A 22,942-nucleotide genomic window follows, 5' to 3' on the forward strand; every position below is an offset into this window, starting at 1 on the left:
ACGGGAGTCATTCGAGTCTTGTTATATTTACGGTAGTTAGTCTGGCATACATTCAAGTCGATCTAATTCGCAGTGTATCCCTCAGCCTCATCATCCGGGTGCAGCGGCTGGTAACCATGCTTGCGCAGGTTGTACCACATCCAGCCAAAACCGATGGCACCCACAATGGCAAGCATCATGCCGGTTCGGTACATGATCTGCGCCCCGAAGTTCTGGAACATCCAGCCGCCGGCCAAACCGCCGATGACGCCGGAGATGCCGCTCCAGCTTAAGGTGTAGATCGCTTGTCCGGATGCCCGGTAAGGCGTCGGAACAAACAGCATCGTGAGCTGTACGCCGACATAGAAATATCCGCCAAAGGTTACGCAGTGCAGAAGCTGGATGAAGGCTACCTCCAGCGGGCCATTGGCTTCCGCCATAAGCAGCCAGCGGAGCGCGAAGAGCAGGCTGACAATGGTCAGGCAGCCGACCAGCACATTGATCTTCCGCTTCAGGAAGCGGTCAAACAGAATGAAGATCGCCACTTCAAATATCGATGAGAGGAAGATTGCAAGACCGACCATCTGTTTGGTGCCGCCAAGCTCCAGAATGTATAAGGACATAAAGGTATTATTGGCCGTGTTCGGGATGGATACCATGATGCCTAACAGAATGAACCAGACAAAATGGGGATTCAGGAACAGTCGGGTAAGTCCTCTTAGGTTGACGGTTGCCGATGCTGTTGTTTTCTGAATGGAGGGCAGTGTGAACATGAACAAGGCCGCCACGAGCAGCATGATCGAGAACACAATGGAGATGCGTCCGGATCCGAGCTGATCGATTACTGGTCCTGCGACAATTGCTGTCAAGGCCCATCCCAGGGAGCCCCATAGCCGAAAAGAGCCGAATTTCTGCTGCGTTCCATCAATATAGGTTAGAATCAGTGAATTCGTCTGCGAGAACATCGGAGTCTGGAAAAAATAAAAGAAGATCATCGTCATGTATATCATTGCGTAGGTATTCGCTTGAAATACAAACTGAACCAGCAGCAGTGTACCGGTCATCATGATCAGAAGCACGCGTTTGATGTTTGCCGCCCGATCACTCCAGAATCCCCAGAAAGGATTTGCAAAGATGGACACAAATGGCGCGATGGCCATCAGGCTGCCGATCTCAATTTTGCTCATGCCGATATCTTGCAAATACAGCTGAAAGAAACCGGTGAAGATGACCATGGTTCCGTAAATGAAGAAGTTGAACAGCTTGAGCGATGTCAGCGAAGGTTGAGCATTGTCCATATTCCGCAAGTAGGTCATTCCTTTCAAACCGAATACAATCAAAAATAACGGCGTCCAAAAAAGCCGCTTTCCTTTCAATGTATCACGCATTGAAAAGGGATACAAACCATCTTTTAAATAATTTTCCATTTATCTGGTTATTATCCCATAGACTGAATGATGTTTTTACAACGTGTTAAGAAAGTGTGGTGAAACGAATGAGTGGTCAAACCGTCGTCGTCAATCTGCCATCCGCTTCGGTGACGGGCATCGTGCTTGCAGGAGGAGCCTCCCGGAGGATGGGGAGGAACAAAGCCCTTCTGCCTATGGGAGAAGCGAGTATGATCGAGCGGGCGGTACAGGCTATAGGCAAAGTGAGCAGCCGGGTGATCATATCGACCAACGATCCGAAATCCTATCATTTTTTGGGAGTGGAATGCGTTCTGGATATCCACGCGGGGAAGGGCCCCATGGCGGGTCTTCATGCAGCACTTGGGGCGTCGAATACTCCATGGAATGTGGTTGCAGCATGCGACATGCCGTTTATTCACGAGCAGTTTCTTCAGGGACTGCTGAATCTGGCGATTACGCAGGACACGGTAGAGGCCGTAATCCCGGTTGTTCAAGGGAGAATGCACCCGCTGCTGGCGGTATATCGCAGGGAAGTTATGACGAGTCTCGAACGAAAGCTTCAGGCGGAACAGTACCGCATGGTCGAATGGGTGGAGGAGCTAAAGGCTGTATACGTGAACGAAGAGCAATTAGAGCACATGACAGGTCTTGATCCGCGAAAGGTCTTATTCAATATGAATACGCCGGATGATTATGAGGCAGCAAGAGGGTTTTCCTCATCCTAAAAAACACCCCCGCCCGTTGGATGCTGGCGGGGGTTGCTTATTTACTTCTATGTTTATTGAGCCTAAAATACAATCTGTCTTCCGCTCGCTTACAGCTCGCAGAGGGCTAGCCGCCGATCTGCGACATGCGCCGCACAGTGGGGGTGTGGCTCTGTGCTTTTTTCTCAAGTGCCAGTGCCATTTCATGATTCAGCGGCTTTGCACCCAGCGCTTTCCGGAACAGGTTCGCAACCGCCTGGGGATCATCGATGACGCGGCGCACGTTAAACTCGTCGGACCAGTACAGACAAGCCTTGATATGGCCGTCTGCAGTCAGCCTGAGTCGGTTGCAGGAGTCGCAGAAATGGTCGCTGACCGGATGGATCAAGCCAAACGTTCCTGTAGCTCCGACAACCTTCATGTTGCGGGAGGGCCCGTTGCCGGATGGACCCTGCTCTTCCTGGATGCTCCATCCGGCCTCCTGACACACTTCGGATACTCGGCTTAGTGGCAGGTACGAATCGCGCCAGGCATCGGATGCTTGACCAATCGGCATATATTCAATAAAGCGGACATGTAAAGGACGATCGAGTGTCATGGCGATGAAATCGCGGATCTCATCTTCGTTAAAGCCCTTCATCAGCACCATGTTCAGCTTGATGGGATCCAGGCCGGCTTCATAGGCTGCTTCGATGCCTTCCAGCACTTTAGACACATGGCCGCCGCGCGTAATGCGTGCATAACGCTCCTCGTGAAGCGAATCCAGACTGATGTTGATTCGCGTGAGTCCTGCTTCCTTAAGAAGCCGGGCTTTTGATGGCAGCATGATCCCGTTGGTTGTGAGGGATATATCTTGAATTTCTTCTATGGAAGCAATCATATGGACTAAGTTCTCCAGATCCTTGCGCACGAGCGGCTCACCGCCGGTAAGACGTACTTTGGATACGCCCATGGGGGCAAGAACGCGGAGGATCGCGGCGATCTCTTCGTAACTCATAATCTGATCGTGAGGTTGGAATTCCATTCCTTCTTCCGGCATACAATAGACACAACGCAGATTGCATCGGTCCGTCACCGAGATACGAATATAATCATGGACCCGACCGAAAGAGTCTTTAAGCGGTTCAATCATGGAAATCCCCCTTTCGTAGCATACATGGTCACATTGTAGCTATTCCCTGAATCGGAGTCAATGCGACATTTAGGTCCCTCCCGGCGGACAAGCTGCAGGCAGATGGTCGTGATTTTGTGACAAGTATCACAGAAAACGCTTTCGAAATCATGTATATTGAACCTGTGGACAAAAGCTTTCTCCCCTTGAAAGCGAGTAGTGACATTCTAGATTTCCGGAAGTTTCCTTATTTTTCCGAAATTTTCGGAAATCATTTCAAACTGCTTTCATTAGACGTTCATCTAAGATATACTGTCAAGGATATCACATCCAACAAGAGAGGTTACAAAGTAGGAGGTTCGATATGGGGATATCACCTGTTCAAACTTTGGAGGTACCTGACGTCTGTCACAGGTGGCTTGAAAACCGGGGAACGGTTTATGAGCTGCTGATTGATTTTTTGGGCAACTGGCCCAGCTTGTCTATGATTGCAGAATGGAGCCGCGGAAGCGGAATTAGCAAGGCTGCGGAGTGTTCGAAGGCAGGTTCAGACCTGATGAAATATTTGTGCGGACGCTCGCCTGAGGAATTGGTTCGGATTTGCGAGTATGAAGAGGCGGAATACCGCCGACTGCTTGAGCAGACCAAACAGCGTCAGGCCGCTGAGTCCCATTATACCCAGGATGGATGCGCTCAGGATTTGGCCGAGTGTTATGCATCCGCTGGTGTAGCATTCAATAAACTGCATGGCGAAGCGGACGATCATATAGCCCTCGAACTGGAATTTATGACACTGCTTCATGACCGTATGCTGAACAATACGTATTGTGAACACAGCATGCTGCAATTAATGCAGGTTCAGGAGAAGTTTCTGGAAGAGCATCTGTTGTCATGGGTGCCCTCTCTCTGCAAGGATCTGAAAGGTTCTACGGAGAGTCCGCTGTATCAGGCATTATTCAGTCTGCTCGAGGAGTTCCTCGCACAGGATCTGAACATGCTGAAGACGTGGAAGCAATCTAGGGAAGCTGTAATGGTGCATTAGAGCAGCAGATAAGAAAACATGCGAATCGTAGTCATCTACAAAAACAAAGCCCCGGTCTCCTAAATAGGAGGCCGGGGCTTTTGTGTTATATCGGATTAATCTTCGATTCTTTTCTTGCTGAACTTCATCAGGAACTCATACACGATAGGTACAACAACGAGTGTGAGCAGCGTCGAACTGATCAGACCGCCGATAACGGTTATGCCGAGCCCGCGTGAGATGATACCCGCGCTGTTCTCCCAACCGAATACGAGAGGCAGCAGCGCACCGATGGTGGCCAGTGCCGTCATCAGGATTGGACGAAGACGGGTTGCACCGGCTTCGAGCAAGGCTTCGCGAGTGCTCATTCCTTCGCGTTCCATGTGGATAACACGGTCGATCAATACAATTGCGTTCGTGACTACGATACCAATCAACATGAGTACGCCCATGAGAGCAGATACGTTCAGTGTCTCGCCTGTGATGAGCAGGCCGATAATGGCACCGATGACGATGAATGGCAGTGAGAACAGGATGGCAAATGGTGCAAGACCCCCGCCAAACGTCACCACGAGTACAAAGTATACAATAGCAATGGCCGCCAGCATGGCGAGTCCAAGCTGTCCGAAGGTTTCATTGATTTGCTCGGTAACGCCTCCGAACTCTACGGATACCCCGTCTGGAAGCTCAAGTTTGCTGACTTCGGATTCCAGATTGGTGGAAGCCGAGCCTACATCGCTGGACAGGATATCGGCTGTGACACTCACAACCATTTTACCATCGATGCGTGTAATGGAGTCAGGCGTGGTTCCTTTTTCAACTTTGGCTACATCCTTGATCGGTACTTCCATACCGAGTGGAGACGTTACCGTTTCGTCTTCAATTTCTTTAATGCTCTTATAGGTTTTGCTGTCGGTTTCAATGTAAACATTGTAAGTTTTGTCCTCAATCTTAATTTCCGTCAAGACTGGACGCTCCCGTACGGGTGCCAGCTTCATAGCCAATTGTCCGGCTGTGAGGCCAAGAGAGCTTAACTTCTCTTGATCGGCAACCAGCGTGTACTGCTCAAATGACTCGGATAAACTGGTCTCCGCATTGTCGAAGGTAGCGGTATCCTTGTTCGCAAGCTCGGCAATTTGATCAGCTACAGGCTTGATCTGCTCCAGGGAGTCGCCGAAGACGTTAACCGTCAATTGGCTGCCTCCGAATCCGCCGGCCGCCATGTCCATATTGGACCAGGTGCCATCCGGAACTTCCTTGGCTAGATCCTCGATAAGTGCCGTTTTGACATCTTCGAAGTTTTTCGTGTCCGGATCGTACATAATGTAGAACAATCCGGAATTAGCGGAGCCCATTCCAAGCGGATTGCTTCCGCCGATGGAGTACTGCATTGTCTGTACGCCAGGTTGATCCAGAATCAGCTTCTCGGCTTTTAGTGCACGTTCCTCTACATCCTCCAGCATAACGCCAGGTTCAGGAGAGTAGGTCACCATTGCGTATTTGTCTTCTTGTTCCGGGATGAAGCTAACCCCCAGATACTTGGTCAGGAACAAGCTTCCTACCAACAGCACGATGGCTGCCAGGAATGTAATGGCTTTGTGATTCAGAGTCCATTTCAGGATCGAACGATAGCCGCGGGCCATTGCGCCCGGCTTCTCCTCATGATCATGCTTGTTCTTCAAGCCTTTGCGGAACAGGCTGTGCGCCATAGCAGGTACAAGCGTAACCGCCACGACCAGGGAAGCCAGCAGCGCGAAGACCATCGTCAATGCGAATGGCATGAACAGCTCGCCGACCATACCGCTAACCAGTGTAAGCGGCAGGAATACCGCGATGGTTACGATGGTGGAAGACATGATGGGAACAAACATTTCACGTGTAGCGGCACTAATGAGCTCTCGGCCTGTCAGTTTTTCGGTCGAGAGGGACATGCGCCGGTAGATATTCTCGATAACAACAATCGAATCATCGACAACCCGGCCGATGGCAACGGTCATGGCACCGAGTGACATCATATTCAGGGTAATATCCATTTGCTTCAAGCACAGTACCGCAATCAACAAGGATAACGGGATGGAAATGATCGATATGATGGTCGAACGGATATTGCGCAGGAAGATCATGATGATCAGAACAGCAAATAATGCACCGAACAATGCCTTGGAGAGCATGGTATGAACGGAGTCCTCGATCGGTTTACCTTGATCCAGCATGATGGTCAGATCCATGCCAGGGAATAGGCCTTTCAATTCCTCTGCCTTGTCTTTTACCTGATTAACAACGTCAACCGTGTTGGCATCGTTCGCCTTAACGATTTGGATACCGATGGATTCCTTCCCGTTGGTGCGGGAGATGGATTCCGAGGTTCCGATAACTTCAATCTTGGCAATCTCGCTGAGTTTTACGGTTGGAATGCCGGTGGGAGCGGATGGAGCGCCATTCTGTCCACCAGCACTGGCATCAGCACCGGGAGCTCCCTGCTGACCTGCAGCCCCAGCCGCATCGCCAGGAGGTTGCTGCTGTTGAGCTGCACCAGCACCAGGAGCGCCAGCTCCGGCAGATGCATCGGCACCGCCTCCGCCTGGAATAACAGGAATGGCGATATTCTTCAGATCGTCAATGCCGATGATGCCGCCATCAATGGCTACGGCCTTTTGGGATTTTTCCATTTCGAACATACCGAGCGGAACATACAGCGCTGAACCCTGCACGATGCCTTTAACGGTATCTTCGGTCAGGCCAAGCTCGTTCATTTTGTCCTGGTTAAATTTCAGTTGGACTTCATTAACAAATTGTCCGGCTACCTGAATGGAAGCAACCCCATCCAAATCTTCGAGCTCGGGTACAATGTCATTCTCTGTGATACGGGTTAATTCATCCAGTGCCATGTTGTCTTTGTTCGATATACTCAAGGAGACAACCGGCATGGAGCTCATGCTGAATTTGGATATGGTAGGTTTCTGAGCATCCTCAGGCAGCTTGACTTCATTGATTGCTTCCCGAACAGCTGCTGTAGCGTTGTCCAGATCACTACCATAATCAAATTCAACCATCACGTTGGCTGCATTCTCCATGGAAGTGGAGGTTACGGTTTTTACGCCGTCGATATTTCTCAGTCTTGTCTCAAGCGGTTTGGTTACATCCTCTACAACTCCTTCAGGAGCTGCACCCGGATAGATGGCGGTGACGCTTAAGAATGGGACGTTAATATCCGGAATGGTTTCTTGTTTCATTGTCAGTCCACTGTACAATCCACCAAAGCTGACGATGATGGTCAGCAGCCAGATCGCAAACTTGTTGCGCAGCGAAAAATTGATAATTCCTTTCATTAGGTGATTCTCTCTCCTCTCCAAAATAACGCTATGTCTCTAACTTCGACCCGTTTCCCTGCATAATTCCACCAGGGGTAAGATAGCTTTCCAGCACGGTAACAATGGTGCCCTTGAGCTCGGTATACAGTGCCTCCAGGTCCTCGATCCCCTCCAGGTTAGCAAGCATTCCCTTTAGAACGGCCCTGCTGGGCTGGAGGCCAAGCAGCTCTTTCTCCATAATATTGAGCGACTCCATAGCATCTTCCCGGACTTCCGTCTCTACCGTACTCTTCTTCAGTTCATTTTTCATTGCTTTAATGACGATAAGCGGGTGACGGGTTGTACGAATGTCGGTCTGGCATAACTGACTCAATTGCCCAATCGCCTCCATCGGAATCAGAGGTTCGGGACGTCTGCGCAGAATGCTGTTTACAATATCATCGAGCAGCTGGATCTGGTGGTCTGCAGTGATTCCCACATTCAAATGAAACCCTGGCATGAACAGGAAGCGAATATACGAACCCAGCATGCTGGCCATAAACATGCCAATCTCCATCGTATAAGGCTCTACGTCCGGTCCATAAATGCTTTTGAGCTTATTGTTAAACCACTGCAATGCAGCGAGCATTTCCTGCCGCATGTTTTCCTTGTCAATAGGCGGTTTCCCCGGCATCTGATCATGGAACTGCTTCAGGAGATATTCCCGGATCTCCAGAAAATGGACAAGAAGCACTTCCGTCTGCTTGCGCAGCTGCTCCTTAGGCTCAAGCAGCGGATCGTGATCGACACGGAGGATCTCATCTTTAATCCGGTTTGCGATATGCTCGTAAATGCTCTTTTCCAGTTCCTCTTTGGACTTGAAATGAAGATAAAGGCTGCCTTTCGACATCCCGCATACTTCGGCGATTTCCTGCATGGAGGTAACCGAAGAGCCCTTCGCGGAAAACAGCTGCATCGCAGTGATGAGAATTTGCTGTCGTTTCTCTGCCGTTTTATCAGCCAATCAAAAGCTCACCTCGCTTGAGAACTTTTCAGTTCTGAGATTGACCATATGGTCATGAATAAGTATATATGAAAAAGAACGACCGTTTCAACTTTACTACGGTCGTCCCTTTTCTTGGTTCTGAAAATATATGAAATTTTCTAGAAAAATCGCCTAACTTATCAATTTCAGACCGACAGCCGAGCACAGAATCATGGAAATGAACACCACTCGCCGCCAATCCTTCGGCTCTCCGAACAGGAACATCCCGACCATGGCTCCACCGGCTGTTCCAATTCCCGTCCAGATGGCATAAGCGGTCCCCATCGGCAGCACGGTCATGGCATAAGAGAGGAGGGAGAAGCTGATACCAAACGATAAGGCCAGAATCAGTGTATAATGCCATCCCTTGCGCTGCGACACGCCTTTAATACCAATGACACCGCCAATTTCGAATAATCCGGCAAATATAAGCGCAACCCAAGCCATTATTTACTCACCTCCGGTTCTGCATGATCACTCGTAACCAGCTTAAGGCCGACTACACCTGCAAGCAGCACGCAGATCAGAAGAACCTTGACCAATTTGAACGGTTCTCCAAAGAACAGCATTTCCGATGCCACCGTGCCGGCGGTTCCGATACCTGTAAAGACGGCATATACCGTTCCGACCGGCAGGCGTTTGGCTGCTTCGATAATAAGATAGAAGCTGGCTGTAATGGCGACTATAGTACCAAGCCACTCCAACGTGTTGTTGGAATACTTCAGACCCATAACCCATATGACCTCGACCAATCCAGCCAGCAGTACATAAATCCAGTTGCGATTCATTATGATTGTCACTCCTTTTAATGAAAAAGAATTGTTATCTCCTGCAGACTCTTATTCTCCTTGAAATTTATACTTATCATGCGTAGTTCTGCGATAATTTAACTCTTGCTGTTAGAACTTTGCTTCGTTACCCCTAACCAAAATATCGGCCAAGCGGCGGTCAGACGTTTCAAGGCGCGTTCCTCCCCGCCGTAAACGGCTTCCAGATGAATTCCATCGAGCAGGGTCATAAAGGCGATGGCTGCTTTACGTGGGTATCGAATGATACGCCCATGCACGGGACAGCCTGCCGCAAGCAGTCTGGACAGGTTGTTCTCCTGCTCGTCCAGCAGCGGATACAACATAGCCATCACCTCATCGTAGAAGGTGCTAGGCGGGAAGAAGGCCATCCGCATGAAGAATCGCACTTCATCATCCCCTTGGTAAGCCTGGAGACTGTTCTCAAGAAATCCATGCAGCTGCTGCTCCAGCGGCAAATCCGTGTGGTTAAGGAAATAGCCCACCATTAATTTCTCTTGTCGTTGGAATACGTCTTGAAGCACCTGCAGGAACAAATCCTCCTTGCTTGAAAAATGAGCGTAAATAGACGGTTTCTTGATTCCGCAATCGTCGGCGATATGTTTCAGCGATGCCCCTTCATAACCGTTCTTGGCAAAATGGGCAAGGGCGGACTGTTTAATATTGGCGGCACTCATAATACTCCTCCTAACTAACGGTCGTTAGTTATATTTTTATCAAATGATGCCAGTATTGTCAATGTCAATATTTGGGCTTGGAGCTGTCTGACTATCTGCAAGAGAACAGTCTTTAGTTCCGGGGGGAGATCATGTAGAATATGTGTGATCGACATCGTCCATACAAAAGAGACAGAAACGATGAATAACAAGGGGTAAACTGACATGAGAAAGGGAATAGAGGCTGTACTGATCACCGCGCTTTTGATCGCGTTTTATTATTTTGGCATGCATTATTTCGGAAAGACGACAGGGACGGTCATCGGGATCTTCTCCACCCTCACCGTAGTATCTATCGGATTCATGATTTTTATGGAGAACCGCCATCCTTCCAGCACCATGGCCTGGATTCTGCTGCTTGCGCTCGTTCCCATCGTCGGGCTTGTTTTTTATTTCTTGTTCGGGCAGAACTACTTCAAACGGAGAAAATATGATAAAAAAGCACAGAAGGACGTCCTGGTATACACCAGCGAGGTGCTCCGCAAGAGCACCCCTGACGTTTCCTGCTTTAAGCCTGAAACGCAGCAGCTGCTTCAGCTGTCTTCCCGGCTGGCGCGCACGCCGATTTCCTTCTCCAGCGACTCGCGGGTGCTGACCGATGGGGAAGAGACGTTCGCGGCATTGATAGCGGAGCTGGAACGGGCCGTGCATCATATCCATATGGAGTATTACATTTATCGGCCGGATGCCATCGGCACGCAGATTCAGGAAATTTTGATCCGCAAGGCGAGGGAAGGCATTGCCGTTCGGTTTATGGTAGATGCCGTGGGCAGCCTGCAGCTGCCGCCGGCCTTCCTGCAGGAGATGAGGGATGCCGGCATACAGGTCGCCGTGTTTGGCAGTCCGAAAACGATATTTTTTACCAGCCGTGTAAATTACCGCAATCATCGCAAAATCGTTGTCATTGACGGCAGTGTTGGATTCGTTGGCGGATTGAATGTAGGTGATGAGTACTTGAGCCGCAGCAAGGCCTTTGGTTTCTGGCGAGACACCCATATGCTTATCCGCGGAGAGGCTGTAAGGACGCTTCAGGTTGTATTTCTGCAGGATTGGCAGTACATGACAGGAGAGCAGCCGAGCGAGCCGATCTATTATTCACCGGATCTGCTGGAGAACCGCAGTGGAGCGGTCCAGATTATTGCGAGCGGACCGGACAATGAGCGGAGGGCGCTCAAAAATATTTTCTTCTCCATGATTGTGTCGGCTCGCAAATCCGTCTGGCTGGCGACACCCTATTTTATACCGGATGAAGATATTCTAACCGCGCTCCGGGTTGCTGCCTTGTCAGGGCTTGACGTACGGATCCTGTTTCCGTCGAAACCGGACAAGTGGCTGCCCTTCCTGGCTTCCCACTCCTATTTTCCCGCTCTGCTGGATGTCGGGGTGCGGGTATATGAATATGAGAAAGGTTTCATGCATTCCAAGCTGCTGATCGTGGACGGGGAAATCGCGACGATTGGCACCGCCAATATGGACATGCGGAGTTTTCATCTTAATTTCGAGGTTAACGCACTCTTGGTACATACGGAAAGCGTGGCCAAGCTTGTGTCGGATTTCGAGCATGATCTGGAATCGGCCATCGTGTATGACCGCAACCATACCCGCAAGAAGAGGATCATGACCAGGCTGCTGGAATCGGCAGCCCGGCTGATGTCACCTCTGTTGTAAATCGGCAGGGGAACGCGCGTTGAATGCAGCTGCACTCAATGCGCTTTTATGTCGGCCTAATTGTTAGAAGGTTGTGAACCCGAGGAACTTTTGAATCCGGAACAGAACATCTTTGATCCAGGTGGTTTTTCCCTGATAAGCTCCGGCATCAAGACTGAATTCGGCGCCCTCGTTGAACCATATCTGATTAAAGTACCGGTCCAGGTCCCGGGTAAGCGGATGATCCTTTGGGGCGGCGATCCACAGGTTGTTCTCCAGATTCAGATCGGCCAGATTTCGCTGGGTGAAATTAGTGGATCCGCCCGTCATTACGGATTTGCTGGTTGGTTTGGCAATGTACATCAGTTTGGTATGATACTGCTCTTTACCGGTGTTGTACCAACGAACGGAGATATTGCCCTTTGATTTCTTGATGAGTTCAGCGGCAGCCGGACGGTTGGGGATCCCGATTTTTTCCCTGCCGAATGCATTCTGGTTCGGATCCAGGATAAGGCGTATGTCGACGCCGCGCTCCGAGGCTTTCAGAAGCTGGTCCATCACCTTGCCGTCGGCCAGATAGAACATCCCCATCCAGAGTGTATCTCCGGATTGAGACTGCTCAATGGCCTCCAGAACGTATTTGTATATTTTCCCTTCCGTCAGGTACCGAACATCGACGCTGGCCTGCCCGGAAGGCTGCTTGGGAGCTGCCGCCTTCGGTTCATATGCCGGCAGTTTGATATCGCTTGAAAGATTGACGGCAGCTTGCTCAGTGGCCAGTATATCGCCAATGATGTCGCCGCTTGTTTCAAAAGCGATGTTCGAGTGGAAAGCGCTGGCATCATGAATGTTGGCTGAAGTGACAAGCGCTGTGTTTTCGCTGATGACGACCTTACGATGATTGGCCTTCACGTTCAGCAGCTTCAGATAGGAGCGAACGGTAATATCGGGCGCTTCGTTTGCCATCAGATTGGGGAGCGTTCCTTTGCCGGATTGACCAAACCATTGGAAAAAGGTGCGCCATACAGCGGAATAGATCGGCGTCGAATCCCGCAGCCGGTTGACATCGGTTATAATGACTTGAATGCCCGCGGCCTTCATGGCCTCGAACTCCGGAAGCGGATAGGAACCATATCCGGTGTTAACTTCATCGCTGATAAAGAAGATGTCCATGTCGGGATATTTTTGTTTATGCTTCACAAGGCGATCGGTGAGCTCCTCACTCACCTTCGGAAATGTCTGGCCTTTATGGGCGTAACCGTTGAACAGAAACATATCGATAACCAGGAATTTTCGGGATTCATCAATAATCTGGCCGATGCGCGGTCCGATCTCGCGATCATGGACCGGTTGACCGTCCGGACCGGGATAGGTCAGGTCGACCCACATGGCAACCTCGCTCTGATAGAGCGGGCTTTCGTAAGAAATCCCCTTGGGCAGAGGCTTGTGAGTCTGATAGATCATCACGCCGATCAGCCATAGAATGAGAAGGACAAGGCCGGTAAAAATATATTTTCGTGTTCGGGAACCTTTGGTATGCGCTTTACCTGGCATAAGTGGAGTATCTCCATCAGGGGGATGCGGATGATCTGAAGTGCGGCTGCGAAATAAATGACGGAAATCCAAAATAGCCCATCCTCCTATAACTTTCAGTTGTATAACGTTAATTAACATCAATCACCGGACATGACGCACTCCGTCTGCCATATGTGATAAGGCTCCTTATGCCGGGTTGTTGACCCGTTTCAGGGGTAGAATGATAATATACGGTTTTTTGTTTCATTCCATGCGGCAGAAAACGGACATCTGGCTTATATTTTTGCTTGTTGTTCTTCATATCATACAACCGGCCATATCCGGCACCCTGTGCACGCTAATAAGATGGTTAATTTAAGGATGAATTACTTGAACAAGGAGGCACGGAATGAATTCAGAACATAAAGATACTGCGGGCATGCCCGCTGAAACCATTACTGGCAGTGGAACCGGGAGATCCGAGGGCCGGCTGCTGCCGGAAGTACCAACCGGTGAACGAAAAATAGAGCATGTGCGCCTATGCCTTGATGAGGAGGTAGGTTCCGTCGGTTTAACATCAGGCTTTGAACGTTACCGCTTCCGTCACTCCGCGCTGCCGGAGATCGACTTTGAAGATATTAAACTGGACACCACGTTTCTGGATATTCCGGTACGAACGCCATTGCTGATCAGCTCCATGACGGGAGGAAGCAAGGCGACCGGAGAGATCAATATGAGGCTGGCCGAAGCTGCGGAGCGCCGCGGCTGGGCGCTTGGGGTGGGCTCTGTCCGGGCTGCGGTGGAGAAGGAGGAGCTTGCTCCTACATTCCGCGTGAGAGAGTGTGCACCGAGTGTGCCGGTTATCGCAAACCTGGGGGCTGTACAGCTGAACTATGGCTTTGGTCTTGACGATTGCCAGCGGGCGGTGGATATCGCGGGTGCCGATATGCTCGTTCTTCATCTGAATGGACTCCAGGAGGTATTTCAGCCGGAGGGGAATACCCGGTTTGGCCGTTTGCTTGGCCGAATTGAGGATCTGTGCCGAACGCTGGAAGTGCCGGTGGGCATTAAAGAGGTCGGCTGGGGAATTGATGGAGAAACCGCGCGAAGACTGCTGGATATCGGGGCAGCGTTCATCGATGTGGCTGGTGCGGGCGGCACCTCCTGGAGCCAGGTGGAGAAATTCCGCAGCAAGGACCCGGTACGCCGCTGCGCTGCGGAAGCTTTTGCCGGATGGGGCAATCCTACCGCAGAATGCATTTTGGAGGTGCGGGAGGCTGCTCCTGCCTGTACCCTGATCGGCAGTGGCGGGCTGCAAAACGGCGTTGATGTCGCGAAAGCGATAGCGCTGGGCGCTGACCTGGCTGGCTTCGGACGCGGATTGCTGGGCTCCGCCGTTGACTCTGTAGAGGCGCTGGACCAGCGGCTGGCGCAGGTGGAATTGGAGCTGCAGACAGCCATGTTTGGAATTGGCGCAGGGAACATCGAAGCTCTGAGGTCCACCGCGCGTCTGATTCGTGCCTGAATTGACCGGCTTGACTGCCGGAATCGGGACGGAGTGATGGCAGTATATTCGTATTGAAGTCTATGGGGTATCTGCTATAATTAATAAGATTGTTTAGCTGGGATTGGCAGCTTAGGTGATATGAACCCAAGCTTTGAATACTTACTAATAAGAGTAACTTATAATAAGGAGTTGTCACATAAATGGCTTTAAAGGCAGGGATCGTCGGTTTGCCAAACGTCGGCAAATCTACATTGTTTAATGCGATTACACAGGCGGGCGCCGAATCGGCTAACTACCCGTTCTGTACAATTGACCCGAACGTCGGTGTCGTGGAAGTGCCGGATGAGCGCCTCGATAAACTGACCGAGCTCGTTCAACCGAACAAGACGGTTCCGACGGCTTTTGAATTTGTGGATATCGCGGGTCTGGTTCGCGGTGCAAGCAAAGGCGAAGGGCTTGGGAACAAGTTTCTTGCCCACATTCGTGAAGTGGATGCCATCGTTCACGTGGTTCGCTGCTTTGAAGATGAGAACATTACCCACGTCGATGGCAAAGTGAACCCGGTGAGCGATATCCAGACCATTAATCTGGAGCTGATCCTGGCTGATCTCGACAGCGTGGAGAAGCGGATTGACCGTGCCAAGAAGAATATGAAGGGCGGCAACAAGCAGTATGCCCAGGAAGTTGAGCTGCTGGAGCGCCTGAAGGAAGCTCTTTACAACGACCAGCCTGCACGCAGTGTGGAACTCAGCGATGATGAGAAGCTGATTGTTCGCGACCTGCACCTTCTGACATTGAAGCCGGTTCTGTATGCGGCTAACCTGAGTGAGGACGGAGTAGCGGAAGCGGACAGCAATCCGTTTGTGCAGCAGGTTCGTGATTTCGCGGCGGCAGAGAATGCGATTGTGGTTCCGATCAGCGCGAAGGTGGAAGCCGAAATTGCCGAGCTCGAAGGCGAGGATAAAGCGATGTTCCTTGAGGAGCTGGGACTTGAAGAATCCGGCCTGAACCGTCTGATCAAGGCAGCGTACAGCCTTCTTGGACTGTACACGTACTTTACAGCTGGCGTGCAGGAAGTGCGTGCGTGGACGATTCGCAAAGGAACGAAGGCACCGCAAGCGGCAGCTGTTATCCATACGGACTTCGAACGAGGCTTCATCCGTGCTGAAGTAGTCGCTTACGATGATTTGGTTGCTGCTGGATCGATGAACGGAGCGAAAGAACGTGGACAGCTCCGTCTGGAAGGCAAGGAGTATGTTGTCAGCGACGGCGATGTTATGCATTTCCGTTTCAACGTTTAGAAACGAGAGGTTTCAAAGGCCATGGCTCCATGTCACTTTGTGCATGGGACTGTGGTTTTTTTCTAGTGGTGGAGCCCTGTAAGGAAAGAATGGTTTATCCAGGTCAACAGCCTGCTAGTCAAATGTGTTGTTTCATGGTAAAATAAAAAGTCGTTTGCACTTCATTTTTGTTTGGATATGGAGTGCGAAATGGCATATCTTCAGGAATATATCTTAGAGAGGTGAATTCCTTTGTTGGACCGATTACAATCCCTTGCGGACCGTTACGAGAAATTAAGTGAACTGTTGTGCGATCCTGATGTCGCTAATGACTCCAAGAAGCTCAGGGATTATTCCAAAGAACAATCCGATTTGCAGCCTGCATATGAGGCTTATGTTGAATATAAAAATGTAATTGAAGAACTCGAAGCTGCCAAAACCATGCAGGGCGAGAAGATGGACGACGAAATGCGCGAAATGGTGAAAATGGAGATCGAGGAACTTTCCACGCGCGAGCGAGAGCTGGCGGAGAAAATCCGTATTTTGCTGCTGCCGAAGGACCCGAATGATGATAAGAACGTAATCATCGAAATTCGCGGAGCGGCTGGCGGAGACGAGGCGGCCCTGTTTGCTTCCGACCTGTACCGGATGTATACCCGCTATGCGGATACCCAAGGCTGGAAGGTCGAGCTGATGGACGTTAACACGAATGATCTGGGTGGATTCAAGGAAGTCATCTTCATGATCAACGGCCGCGGTGCCTACAGCAAAATGAAATTCGAGAGCGGCGCGCACCGTGTCCAGCGCATTCCGACAACGGAATCCGGCGGCCGTATTCATACTTCCACCTCAACCGTTGCCGTTATGCCGGAGGCGGAAGAAGTGGATATTGAAATCCACGATAAGGATATCCGCGTGGATACGTTCTGCTCCAGCGGTGCAGGCGGCCAGTCCGTTAACACAACCAAGTCGGCGGTGCGTGTGACGCATATACCGACGGGCATCGTGGCTACTTGCCAGGACGGCAAATCGCAGAACTCCAATAAGGATAAGGCGCTGCAGGTGCTTCGTGCCCGTATCTTTGATATGATGCGCCAAGAGGAAGAAGCGAAATATGCCGGGGAGCGGAAGAGCAAGGTAGGTACGGGCGACCGCAGCGAGCGGATTCGGACGTACAATTTCCCGCAGAGCCGCGTAACGGACCATCGGATCGGACTTACCGTTCACAAACTGGATCAGGTGATGAACGGGGAGATTGAAGAGATCGTTTCAGCACTGACGATTGCAGAGCAAGCTGAACTGATGGAAAAAGGAGTATAACGCTTTGAAGCGGACGATATTTGAATTGACGCCGCAGCGCAGCATAAGAGAAGCCTTTGTGGAGGCTTCTTCTTTTTTAGATGCCATGCGGGTAATGGAGCCCCAGCGGAATGCGCAGCTGCTGCTGGAGCATGTACTGGGGTTGTCGGGAACCTCATATTATATGGCCCTGCCGGAGCCTTTCCCGGCGGAATGCCGCCACGCTTTGGAAGAAGCGATCCGTCGCAAGGCGGAGGGGGTTCCTGCGCAGTATATTATCGGTGAGCAGGAATTTTACGGTCGGCCGTTTGAAGTAACGCCGGCGGTCCTCATTCCGCGTCCGGAAACCGAGCTGCTTGTGGAGGCGGTGCTGAAGTATGGGCAGGAGATTGCTCCGCGTTCAGAAGCAAGGCTGAAGGCAATTGACATTGGCACCGGCAGCGGGGCGATTGCCGTTACGCTGGCACTGCAGGCCCCTTCCTGGGACCTCCTGGCGAGTGATATTTCGCCTGAAGCGCTCGAAGTTGCCACGCGTAATGCGAAGCAGCTCCATGCGAATGTGGAATTCCGGCAGGGGAACCTGCTGGAGCCGTTTGCCGGCCTTGCGCCGGACATTCTCGTCTCCAATCCGCCCTATATACCGGCGGAGGACATCGAGGGCCTGCAGCCGGAAGTGCGCGATTACGAGCCGCGCACGGCTCTGGACGGCGGTCGCGACGGATTGAATCCGTACCGGATCATGATGGCACAGCTGCCTCTGCTGACAGCGCCGCCGCGGCTGATCGCTTTTGAGCTGGGCATGGGCCAGGCCGGGGATGTGGCCGAGCTGCTGCGCCAGGAAGGGCATTGGCAGGAAATCGTCACAGTACCGGATTTGGCCGGGATTGACAGGCATGTTCTGGGAATTTGCCGTTAATTGTATTTGGGGTGGATTTCTTTTAGAATAGTTAGTGGACTTGGCGGAGTAATCTTTATTCCGTTCAGATCGTAGATACGGACTGATAACAGCTCAGTGTGTACAGCTCCAGGCACAGGGGGACCAGAGCATGCTTCAGAAATTCAAGAAGATTGATTTTGTCATTGTTTTTGTGCTGTTGATGCTGATGTTTGTCAGCATTACATCGATATATAGTGCCACCTTTGACACGACCGGCTACGAGCGACACTACATCAAGATGGCCGTTATTTATATCCTCGGATTTGCAGCTTTTTTCGGGTTGAGCTTGATTGATTACCGAATCTGGACCAAATATGCAATACACATATACATCGGCGGATTGGTCATGCTGCTGCTGCCTTCCTTCATCGGTCAAACCAAAAACAATGCTACGGGTTGGATCGATCTCGGTATCGTGGATATTCAGCCTGCAGAGCTGTTCAAGCTTGTGCTCATCATATTTATAACGTATGTTCTTCTTCGGAAGAATAAAGCGAGGCTTTCTTTTTGGCGGGATATCATTCCAATCGGATTGTTGACGTTCATCCCGTTTGCCATTGTCATGGTTCAGAATGATTTGGGCAATGGACTAAGTTATATCGTCATCCTGCTTGGGCTGTTATGGATCGGGAATGTGAAGCTCACGCACGCGCTTATCGGGCTGCTGATTGTAGCCGGTGTTGCCTTCGGCGGAGCACAGGCCTATATCCACTATCATGATGAGATTAAAGCATCGAAGATCATGGAGAGCCGCGGACATTGGATGGAACGGATTGACCCGTGGCTGATCCCGGAAAAAGCAACTCCGAAAGCGAGTTACCATACCAACAACGCGAAGCTGGCCATTGCTTCAGGCGGTATGAGTGGTGAAGGGTACTTACAGGGGAGCTCCGTGCAATCGTCACGCGTACCGTACACGTATTCGGATTCGATTTTTGTGCAGATTGCTGAGGAATACGGCTTTATCGGCTCCTCCGTTCTGCTGCTGTTATATTTCATACTCATTCACAGGATGATCCTGATCTCACTGGAAAGCCGGGGGAAAGCCGGGCCGTTTCTTATCATCGGCATCGTTGCCATGCTGCTGTATCAAATCTTTGAGAATATCGGCATGTTTATTGGGTTAATGCCATTGACAGGGATCACGCTGCCTTTTATCAGTTATGGCGGAACATCGCTTATTATTAACATGGCGTGTCTCGGGGTGGCCATGAGTGTGAAGCTGCATGGACAGGAAGTGGAGGAGGATTTGCCTAATCCGAATTCTCCAACGTACGTTGCCGCACCATCCCAACAGGCTTGATTCGGGATGCTTGTGTTTCTACATGATCATAGCGGGGAATCCAAGGGATGCTATCGAAAGCAGCATCTCTTTTGTGTTTTCTGCCCAGCGATTGCAGGATGGACGTCCTTGAATTGTGTTAAGGAGGAAAATCTTTTAGAATAATTCATTAGGGGCTTATTATGATCATGTATCGACGACAAGCCAAAGCAAACAAGGAAACAAGGCAAACTTTCTGTTCGAAGAATCGTTATATGCCTGTATAGGCAAACTGGGGTTTGACGACTCCGGGCACAGGGGGATCATAAGCATGCTTCAGAAATTCAAGAAGATGGATTACGTTATTGTTTTTGTAATGGTTTTGATGATGGGTATCAGCATTACGTCGATATACAGCACGACCGTTGACACCAAATTTGAAGGCTCTCATATCCGCATGATTGCTTTTTACATTGTCGGCTTCATTGCCTTTTTCGGCATAAGCCTGCTGGATTACCGGTTGTTGATTAAATATGCCAAATATATTTACTTGGGCGGATTGGCCGTACTGGTCCTCGTTATGTTCATCGGGAAGGATATCAACGGTGCCCAGGGCTGGATTTATATTGGGGGATTAAGCATTCAGCCTGCCGAATTGTTCAAGCTGATCCTTATTATTTTCCTGTCCTATGTATTGGTGCGCAAAAACAAACCGCTGCTGTCCTTCTGGAAGGATATTATCCCGATTGGGCTCTTGGCGTTCATACCTTTTGTGCTTGTCATGGCTCAGAATGACCTGGGGAATGCGCTAAGTTATGTGATCATCCTGCTGGGTTTGCTCTGGATCGGGAACGTGAAGTTCTCCCATGCGCTGATCGGTCTTGCACTTGTGGCGGGATTAGCCTTCGGCGGAGCGCAGGCCTACATTCATTATCATGATGAACTGCTTGAATCAAAAATACTTAAGCCCCACTGGGTGGAGCGGATCGATCCATGGCTATACCCGGAGAAGGCAACTGCAAAGGCAAGTTATCATACCAATAACGCGAAGCTGGCTATTGCCTCAGGCGGCATGAGCGGTGAGGGGTATATGCAGGGGTCGTCGATCCAATCCGGCAGAGTGCCGTATGCGTATTCGGATTCGATTTTTGTACAGATTGCCGAGGAATTCGGTTTTATTGGCTCATCGGTGCTGCTGCTGTTGTATTTCATATTGATCCACCGGCTGATCCTGATTTCGCTTGAATCCCGAGAACGTGCAGGGCCGTTTCTTATCATAGGGATCGTTGCCATGTTCTTATACCAAATTTTCGAGAATATCGGGATGTTCATCGGTTTAATGCCACTGACCGGGATTACACTTCCTTTCATCAGTTATGGGGGAACCTCGCTCGTCATCAGCATGGCCAGTCTGGGGGTAGCCATGAGTGTGAAACTGCATGGGCAGGAAGTGGAGGAAGATATGCCCGATCCCCACGCTTACCGTCCGGCTTCGCCTAAGCAGGCATAGTTTGTTTGGATAAGGAGTCACATGATCATGGCGTACCGCGAGTTAGTATGAGATGGGCCGCCCGTTGACTTGAATCCTGCTGATATCCATATCCCTTTAACACTGAAAGATGCTATTCCCTGTTCCTGGGGAGGGCATCTTTATTTTTTTGCAGCCTGATCTGTGCGAATCTATTAACAAATTGCTAGAGTCCACGTTTATAACTCTCTCAGCCGGACATACTGATAGCATCATAGATTATTCGTTTGAGAGAGGCGGCTGGCATAGATGAAGAATTATAGTGAGACCCTCCGTATTATTGTGAAGAAAATGGTTGTGCTCTTATCCTGTATGTTTATGGTTATCATGACGTGGGAAGGACAGCAGATTGATGCATCCGTTGTTGGCGGTCCAATCCCCCAGGAATCGATTCGACTTCGCATTCTCGCGAATTCAGATAACCCGTCCGATCAGCTCGTGAAACGAGAGATTCGTGACGCGGTCGTTGAGCAAATGCAGCTCTGGGTTCTCCAGCTGGAGAATCCGCAGAGCCTTGAAGATGCCAAAGAAGTAACCCGTCAGCATCTTCCGGAAATCCGTCAGCTGGTAGGGGAAGAATTGAGCAAAAGAGGCATTACCTACAGTTATCAAGTGGAGCTTGGCGTAGTGCCGTTCCCAACCAAGCTGTACGGGGGAACGGTCTATCCGGCCGGCGACTATGATGCGCTGCGGATCACTTTAGGTGAAGGCCAAGGCCAAAACTGGTGGTGTGTTTTGTTCCCGCCGCTCTGCTTCATTGATGGCGGCAGCGGGGATGCTGCGGCACAATCCGTTGACGCGGGTGTCCAAACGGCTTCTGCCGACGCTGGCGAAACGCCTCAGGAGGAAACTCCGAAGAATGCAGGCGATAGTAAACCTGAAGTTCGGTTCTTTCTGTGGGATATGTTTCTGGGGATTTGGAATTGGGTGGCGAGCCTGTTTTAAGGATTAGGAGCGGATTGATGTTCAATCCTGACGGTGTATGATAAACTTTAGTATAGAAGAGTGCTTTCTCTTTGGCGCGACTGGTTTCGATTGGAACTGGCACGGGACTGAAGAACCAAAGCACTTTTTATTTTTGAAGTAAGCGCAAAACGGAATTTGATGTTTATATATTTTATATACAGAAAGCTTGGGGTAGGTATGGAACAGAACGGAAATGACGTATTGCAACAAGGACAGCGGAATGGCGGCATCCATAATTCAGAGACAACAACCAAGGTTTGGCATGTACCAACCTCGCTCTTCCAGGAGAGCTTGAAAATGGCGGCGGAGCCGGAGCTTCAGGAAGCCGGGTTGGTGTTGGCCCAGGGCGGTACGGTGGCGTTTCCGACCGAAACGGTGTATGGCCTCGGTGCCGATGCGGGCAATACCGAAGCGGTGGAGCGCATCTTTGCTGCGAAGGGGCGTCCGGCGGACAATCCGTTGATTGTCCATATTTCGGAGCTTGCGCAGCTTGAGGGTTTGGTCCAGCATGTGAACGAAACGGAAAGGGCGCTGATGGACTCCTTTTGGCCCGGACCTTTGTCGCTGGTACTACCCGTGAAGCGGGACGCTGTGTCACCGCGTGTAACCGCTGGTCTGGATACCGTTGCTGTGCGGATGCCTGATCACAGCGTTGCGCTTGCCCTGATCAGCGCTGCAGGGCGTCCGCTTGCTGCACCGAGCGCCAACCGCTCGGGCCGGCCGAGCCCGACATTGGCCAGTCATGTGCTGGCAGATCTCGCCGGTTACATTGACGGCGTGCTCGACGGCGGCCCTGCCGGGGTGGGCGTCGAGTCGACCGTTGTGCAGGTCGGCGAGGATGGCGCCGTGACGGTGCTCCGCCCCGGCGGCGTCACGGCCGAGCAGCTTGCCGCCGTAGCGGCAAGCGTGCGCCTCGACCCG

General features: G+C 50.9%; 19 protein-coding genes. 11 read left to right on the forward strand and 8 right to left on the reverse strand.

Annotated features, from left to right (window positions below):
- Positions 1–62: 62 nt before the first annotated feature.
- Positions 63–1,286, reverse strand: a complete 1,224-nt coding sequence (locus PGL02S_RS07915; protein ID WP_036640580.1) for an MFS transporter — start codon at positions 1,284–1,286, stop codon at positions 63–65.
- A gap of 188 nt (positions 1,287–1,474) precedes the next feature.
- On the opposite strand from PGL02S_RS07915, the gene mobA reads away from it, so the two are divergent.
- Complete coding sequence (gene mobA, locus PGL02S_RS07920; protein WP_051449196.1) at positions 1,475–2,113, forward strand: molybdenum cofactor guanylyltransferase; 639 nt, start codon at positions 1,475–1,477, stop codon at positions 2,111–2,113.
- 106 nt (positions 2,114–2,219) lie between these two features.
- On the opposite strand, the gene moaA is transcribed toward mobA, so the two are convergent.
- Complete coding sequence (gene moaA, locus PGL02S_RS07925; RefSeq protein ID WP_036640027.1) at positions 2,220–3,224, reverse strand: GTP 3',8-cyclase MoaA; 1,005 nt, start codon at positions 3,222–3,224, stop codon at positions 2,220–2,222.
- A gap of 343 nt (positions 3,225–3,567) precedes the next feature.
- Between moaA and PGL02S_RS07930 the strand changes: the two genes are divergently transcribed.
- Positions 3,568–4,245 carry a TorD/DmsD family molecular chaperone gene (locus PGL02S_RS07930; RefSeq protein WP_036640026.1) on the forward strand — a complete coding sequence of 226 codons (678 nt, stop codon included), beginning with the start codon at positions 3,568–3,570 and terminating at the stop codon, positions 4,243–4,245.
- 95 nt (positions 4,246–4,340) lie between these two features.
- Here PGL02S_RS07930 and PGL02S_RS07935 read toward each other — a convergent pair whose 3' ends face one another.
- From PGL02S_RS07935 to PGL02S_RS07955, 5 genes are all read right to left on the reverse strand, one after another.
- On the reverse strand, positions 4,341–7,553 hold the full coding sequence (locus PGL02S_RS07935; protein WP_036640023.1) for an efflux RND transporter permease subunit: 3,213 nt from the start codon (positions 7,551–7,553) through the stop codon (positions 4,341–4,343).
- A 31-nt stretch (positions 7,554–7,584) separates the two neighbouring features.
- A complete protein-coding gene (locus PGL02S_RS07940; RefSeq protein WP_036640021.1) occupies positions 7,585–8,538 on the reverse strand; it encodes a TetR/AcrR family transcriptional regulator in 954 nt (317 codons plus the stop codon).
- A gap of 153 nt (positions 8,539–8,691) precedes the next feature.
- Positions 8,692–9,006, reverse strand: coding sequence for a DMT family transporter (locus PGL02S_RS07945; protein ID WP_006213120.1), 315 nt, complete (start codon positions 9,004–9,006; stop codon positions 8,692–8,694).
- Positions 9,006–9,347, reverse strand: coding sequence for a DMT family transporter (locus PGL02S_RS07950; RefSeq protein WP_006213119.1), 342 nt, complete (start codon positions 9,345–9,347; stop codon positions 9,006–9,008). Before PGL02S_RS07950 ends, PGL02S_RS07945 begins: the two co-directional genes overlap by 1 nt.
- Positions 9,348–9,445: 98 nt before the next feature.
- Positions 9,446–10,042 (reverse strand): TetR/AcrR family transcriptional regulator, encoded by a 597-nt coding sequence (locus PGL02S_RS07955; RefSeq protein ID WP_006213118.1) that lies wholly within the window; start codon positions 10,040–10,042, stop codon positions 9,446–9,448.
- Between the two features lie 204 nt (positions 10,043–10,246).
- On the opposite strand from PGL02S_RS07955, the gene cls reads away from it, so the two are divergent.
- The gene (gene cls, locus PGL02S_RS07960) at positions 10,247–11,749 is read left to right on the forward strand and encodes a cardiolipin synthase (protein ID WP_036640017.1); all 1,503 of its coding nucleotides are present in this window, start codon (positions 10,247–10,249) and stop codon (positions 11,747–11,749) included.
- A gap of 63 nt (positions 11,750–11,812) precedes the next feature.
- Here the strand turns inward: cls and PGL02S_RS07965 are convergent, their stop codons facing one another.
- Positions 11,813–13,282 (reverse strand): phospholipase D family protein, encoded by a 1,470-nt coding sequence (locus PGL02S_RS07965; protein WP_051449212.1) that lies wholly within the window; start codon positions 13,280–13,282, stop codon positions 11,813–11,815.
- Positions 13,283–13,652: 370 nt separating this feature from the next.
- On the opposite strand from PGL02S_RS07965, the gene fni reads away from it, so the two are divergent.
- The 8 genes from fni to PGL02S_RS08005 all read left to right on the forward strand — a co-directional run.
- Positions 13,653–14,768, forward strand: a complete 1,116-nt coding sequence (gene fni / locus PGL02S_RS07970; RefSeq protein WP_036640015.1) for a type 2 isopentenyl-diphosphate Delta-isomerase — start codon at positions 13,653–13,655, stop codon at positions 14,766–14,768.
- A gap of 182 nt (positions 14,769–14,950) precedes the next feature.
- Positions 14,951–16,051 carry a redox-regulated ATPase YchF gene (ychF, locus tag PGL02S_RS07975; protein WP_036640012.1) on the forward strand — a complete coding sequence of 367 codons (1,101 nt, stop codon included), beginning with the start codon at positions 14,951–14,953 and terminating at the stop codon, positions 16,049–16,051.
- A gap of 231 nt (positions 16,052–16,282) precedes the next feature.
- Positions 16,283–17,350, forward strand: a complete 1,068-nt coding sequence (prfA, locus tag PGL02S_RS07980) for a peptide chain release factor 1 (protein WP_006213115.1) — start codon at positions 16,283–16,285, stop codon at positions 17,348–17,350.
- Positions 17,351–17,354: 4 nt separating this feature from the next.
- Complete coding sequence (prmC, locus tag PGL02S_RS07985; RefSeq protein ID WP_036640010.1) at positions 17,355–18,245, forward strand: peptide chain release factor N(5)-glutamine methyltransferase; 891 nt, start codon at positions 17,355–17,357, stop codon at positions 18,243–18,245.
- A gap of 130 nt (positions 18,246–18,375) precedes the next feature.
- A complete protein-coding gene (locus PGL02S_RS07990) occupies positions 18,376–19,569 on the forward strand; it encodes an FtsW/RodA/SpoVE family cell cycle protein (protein WP_036640008.1) in 1,194 nt (397 codons plus the stop codon).
- A gap of 289 nt (positions 19,570–19,858) precedes the next feature.
- On the forward strand, positions 19,859–21,037 hold the full coding sequence (locus tag PGL02S_RS07995; RefSeq protein WP_036640006.1) for an FtsW/RodA/SpoVE family cell cycle protein: 1,179 nt from the start codon (positions 19,859–19,861) through the stop codon (positions 21,035–21,037).
- Positions 21,038–21,304: 267 nt separating this feature from the next.
- Positions 21,305–22,000: a stage II sporulation protein R gene (spoIIR, locus tag PGL02S_RS08000; protein ID WP_036640004.1), complete on the forward strand. Its 696-nt coding sequence runs from the start codon at positions 21,305–21,307 to the stop codon at positions 21,998–22,000.
- A 318-nt stretch (positions 22,001–22,318) separates the two neighbouring features.
- A partial coding sequence (locus PGL02S_RS08005) for an L-threonylcarbamoyladenylate synthase (protein ID WP_255308618.1) occupies positions 22,319–22,942 on the forward strand: 624 nt, incomplete at its 3' end.

Origin of the sequence: Paenibacillus glucanolyticus NBRC 15330, from assembly GCF_004000885.1 — a bacterium.
GTDB lineage: Bacteria > Bacillota > Bacilli > Paenibacillales > Paenibacillaceae > Paenibacillus_AQ > Paenibacillus_AQ glucanolyticus.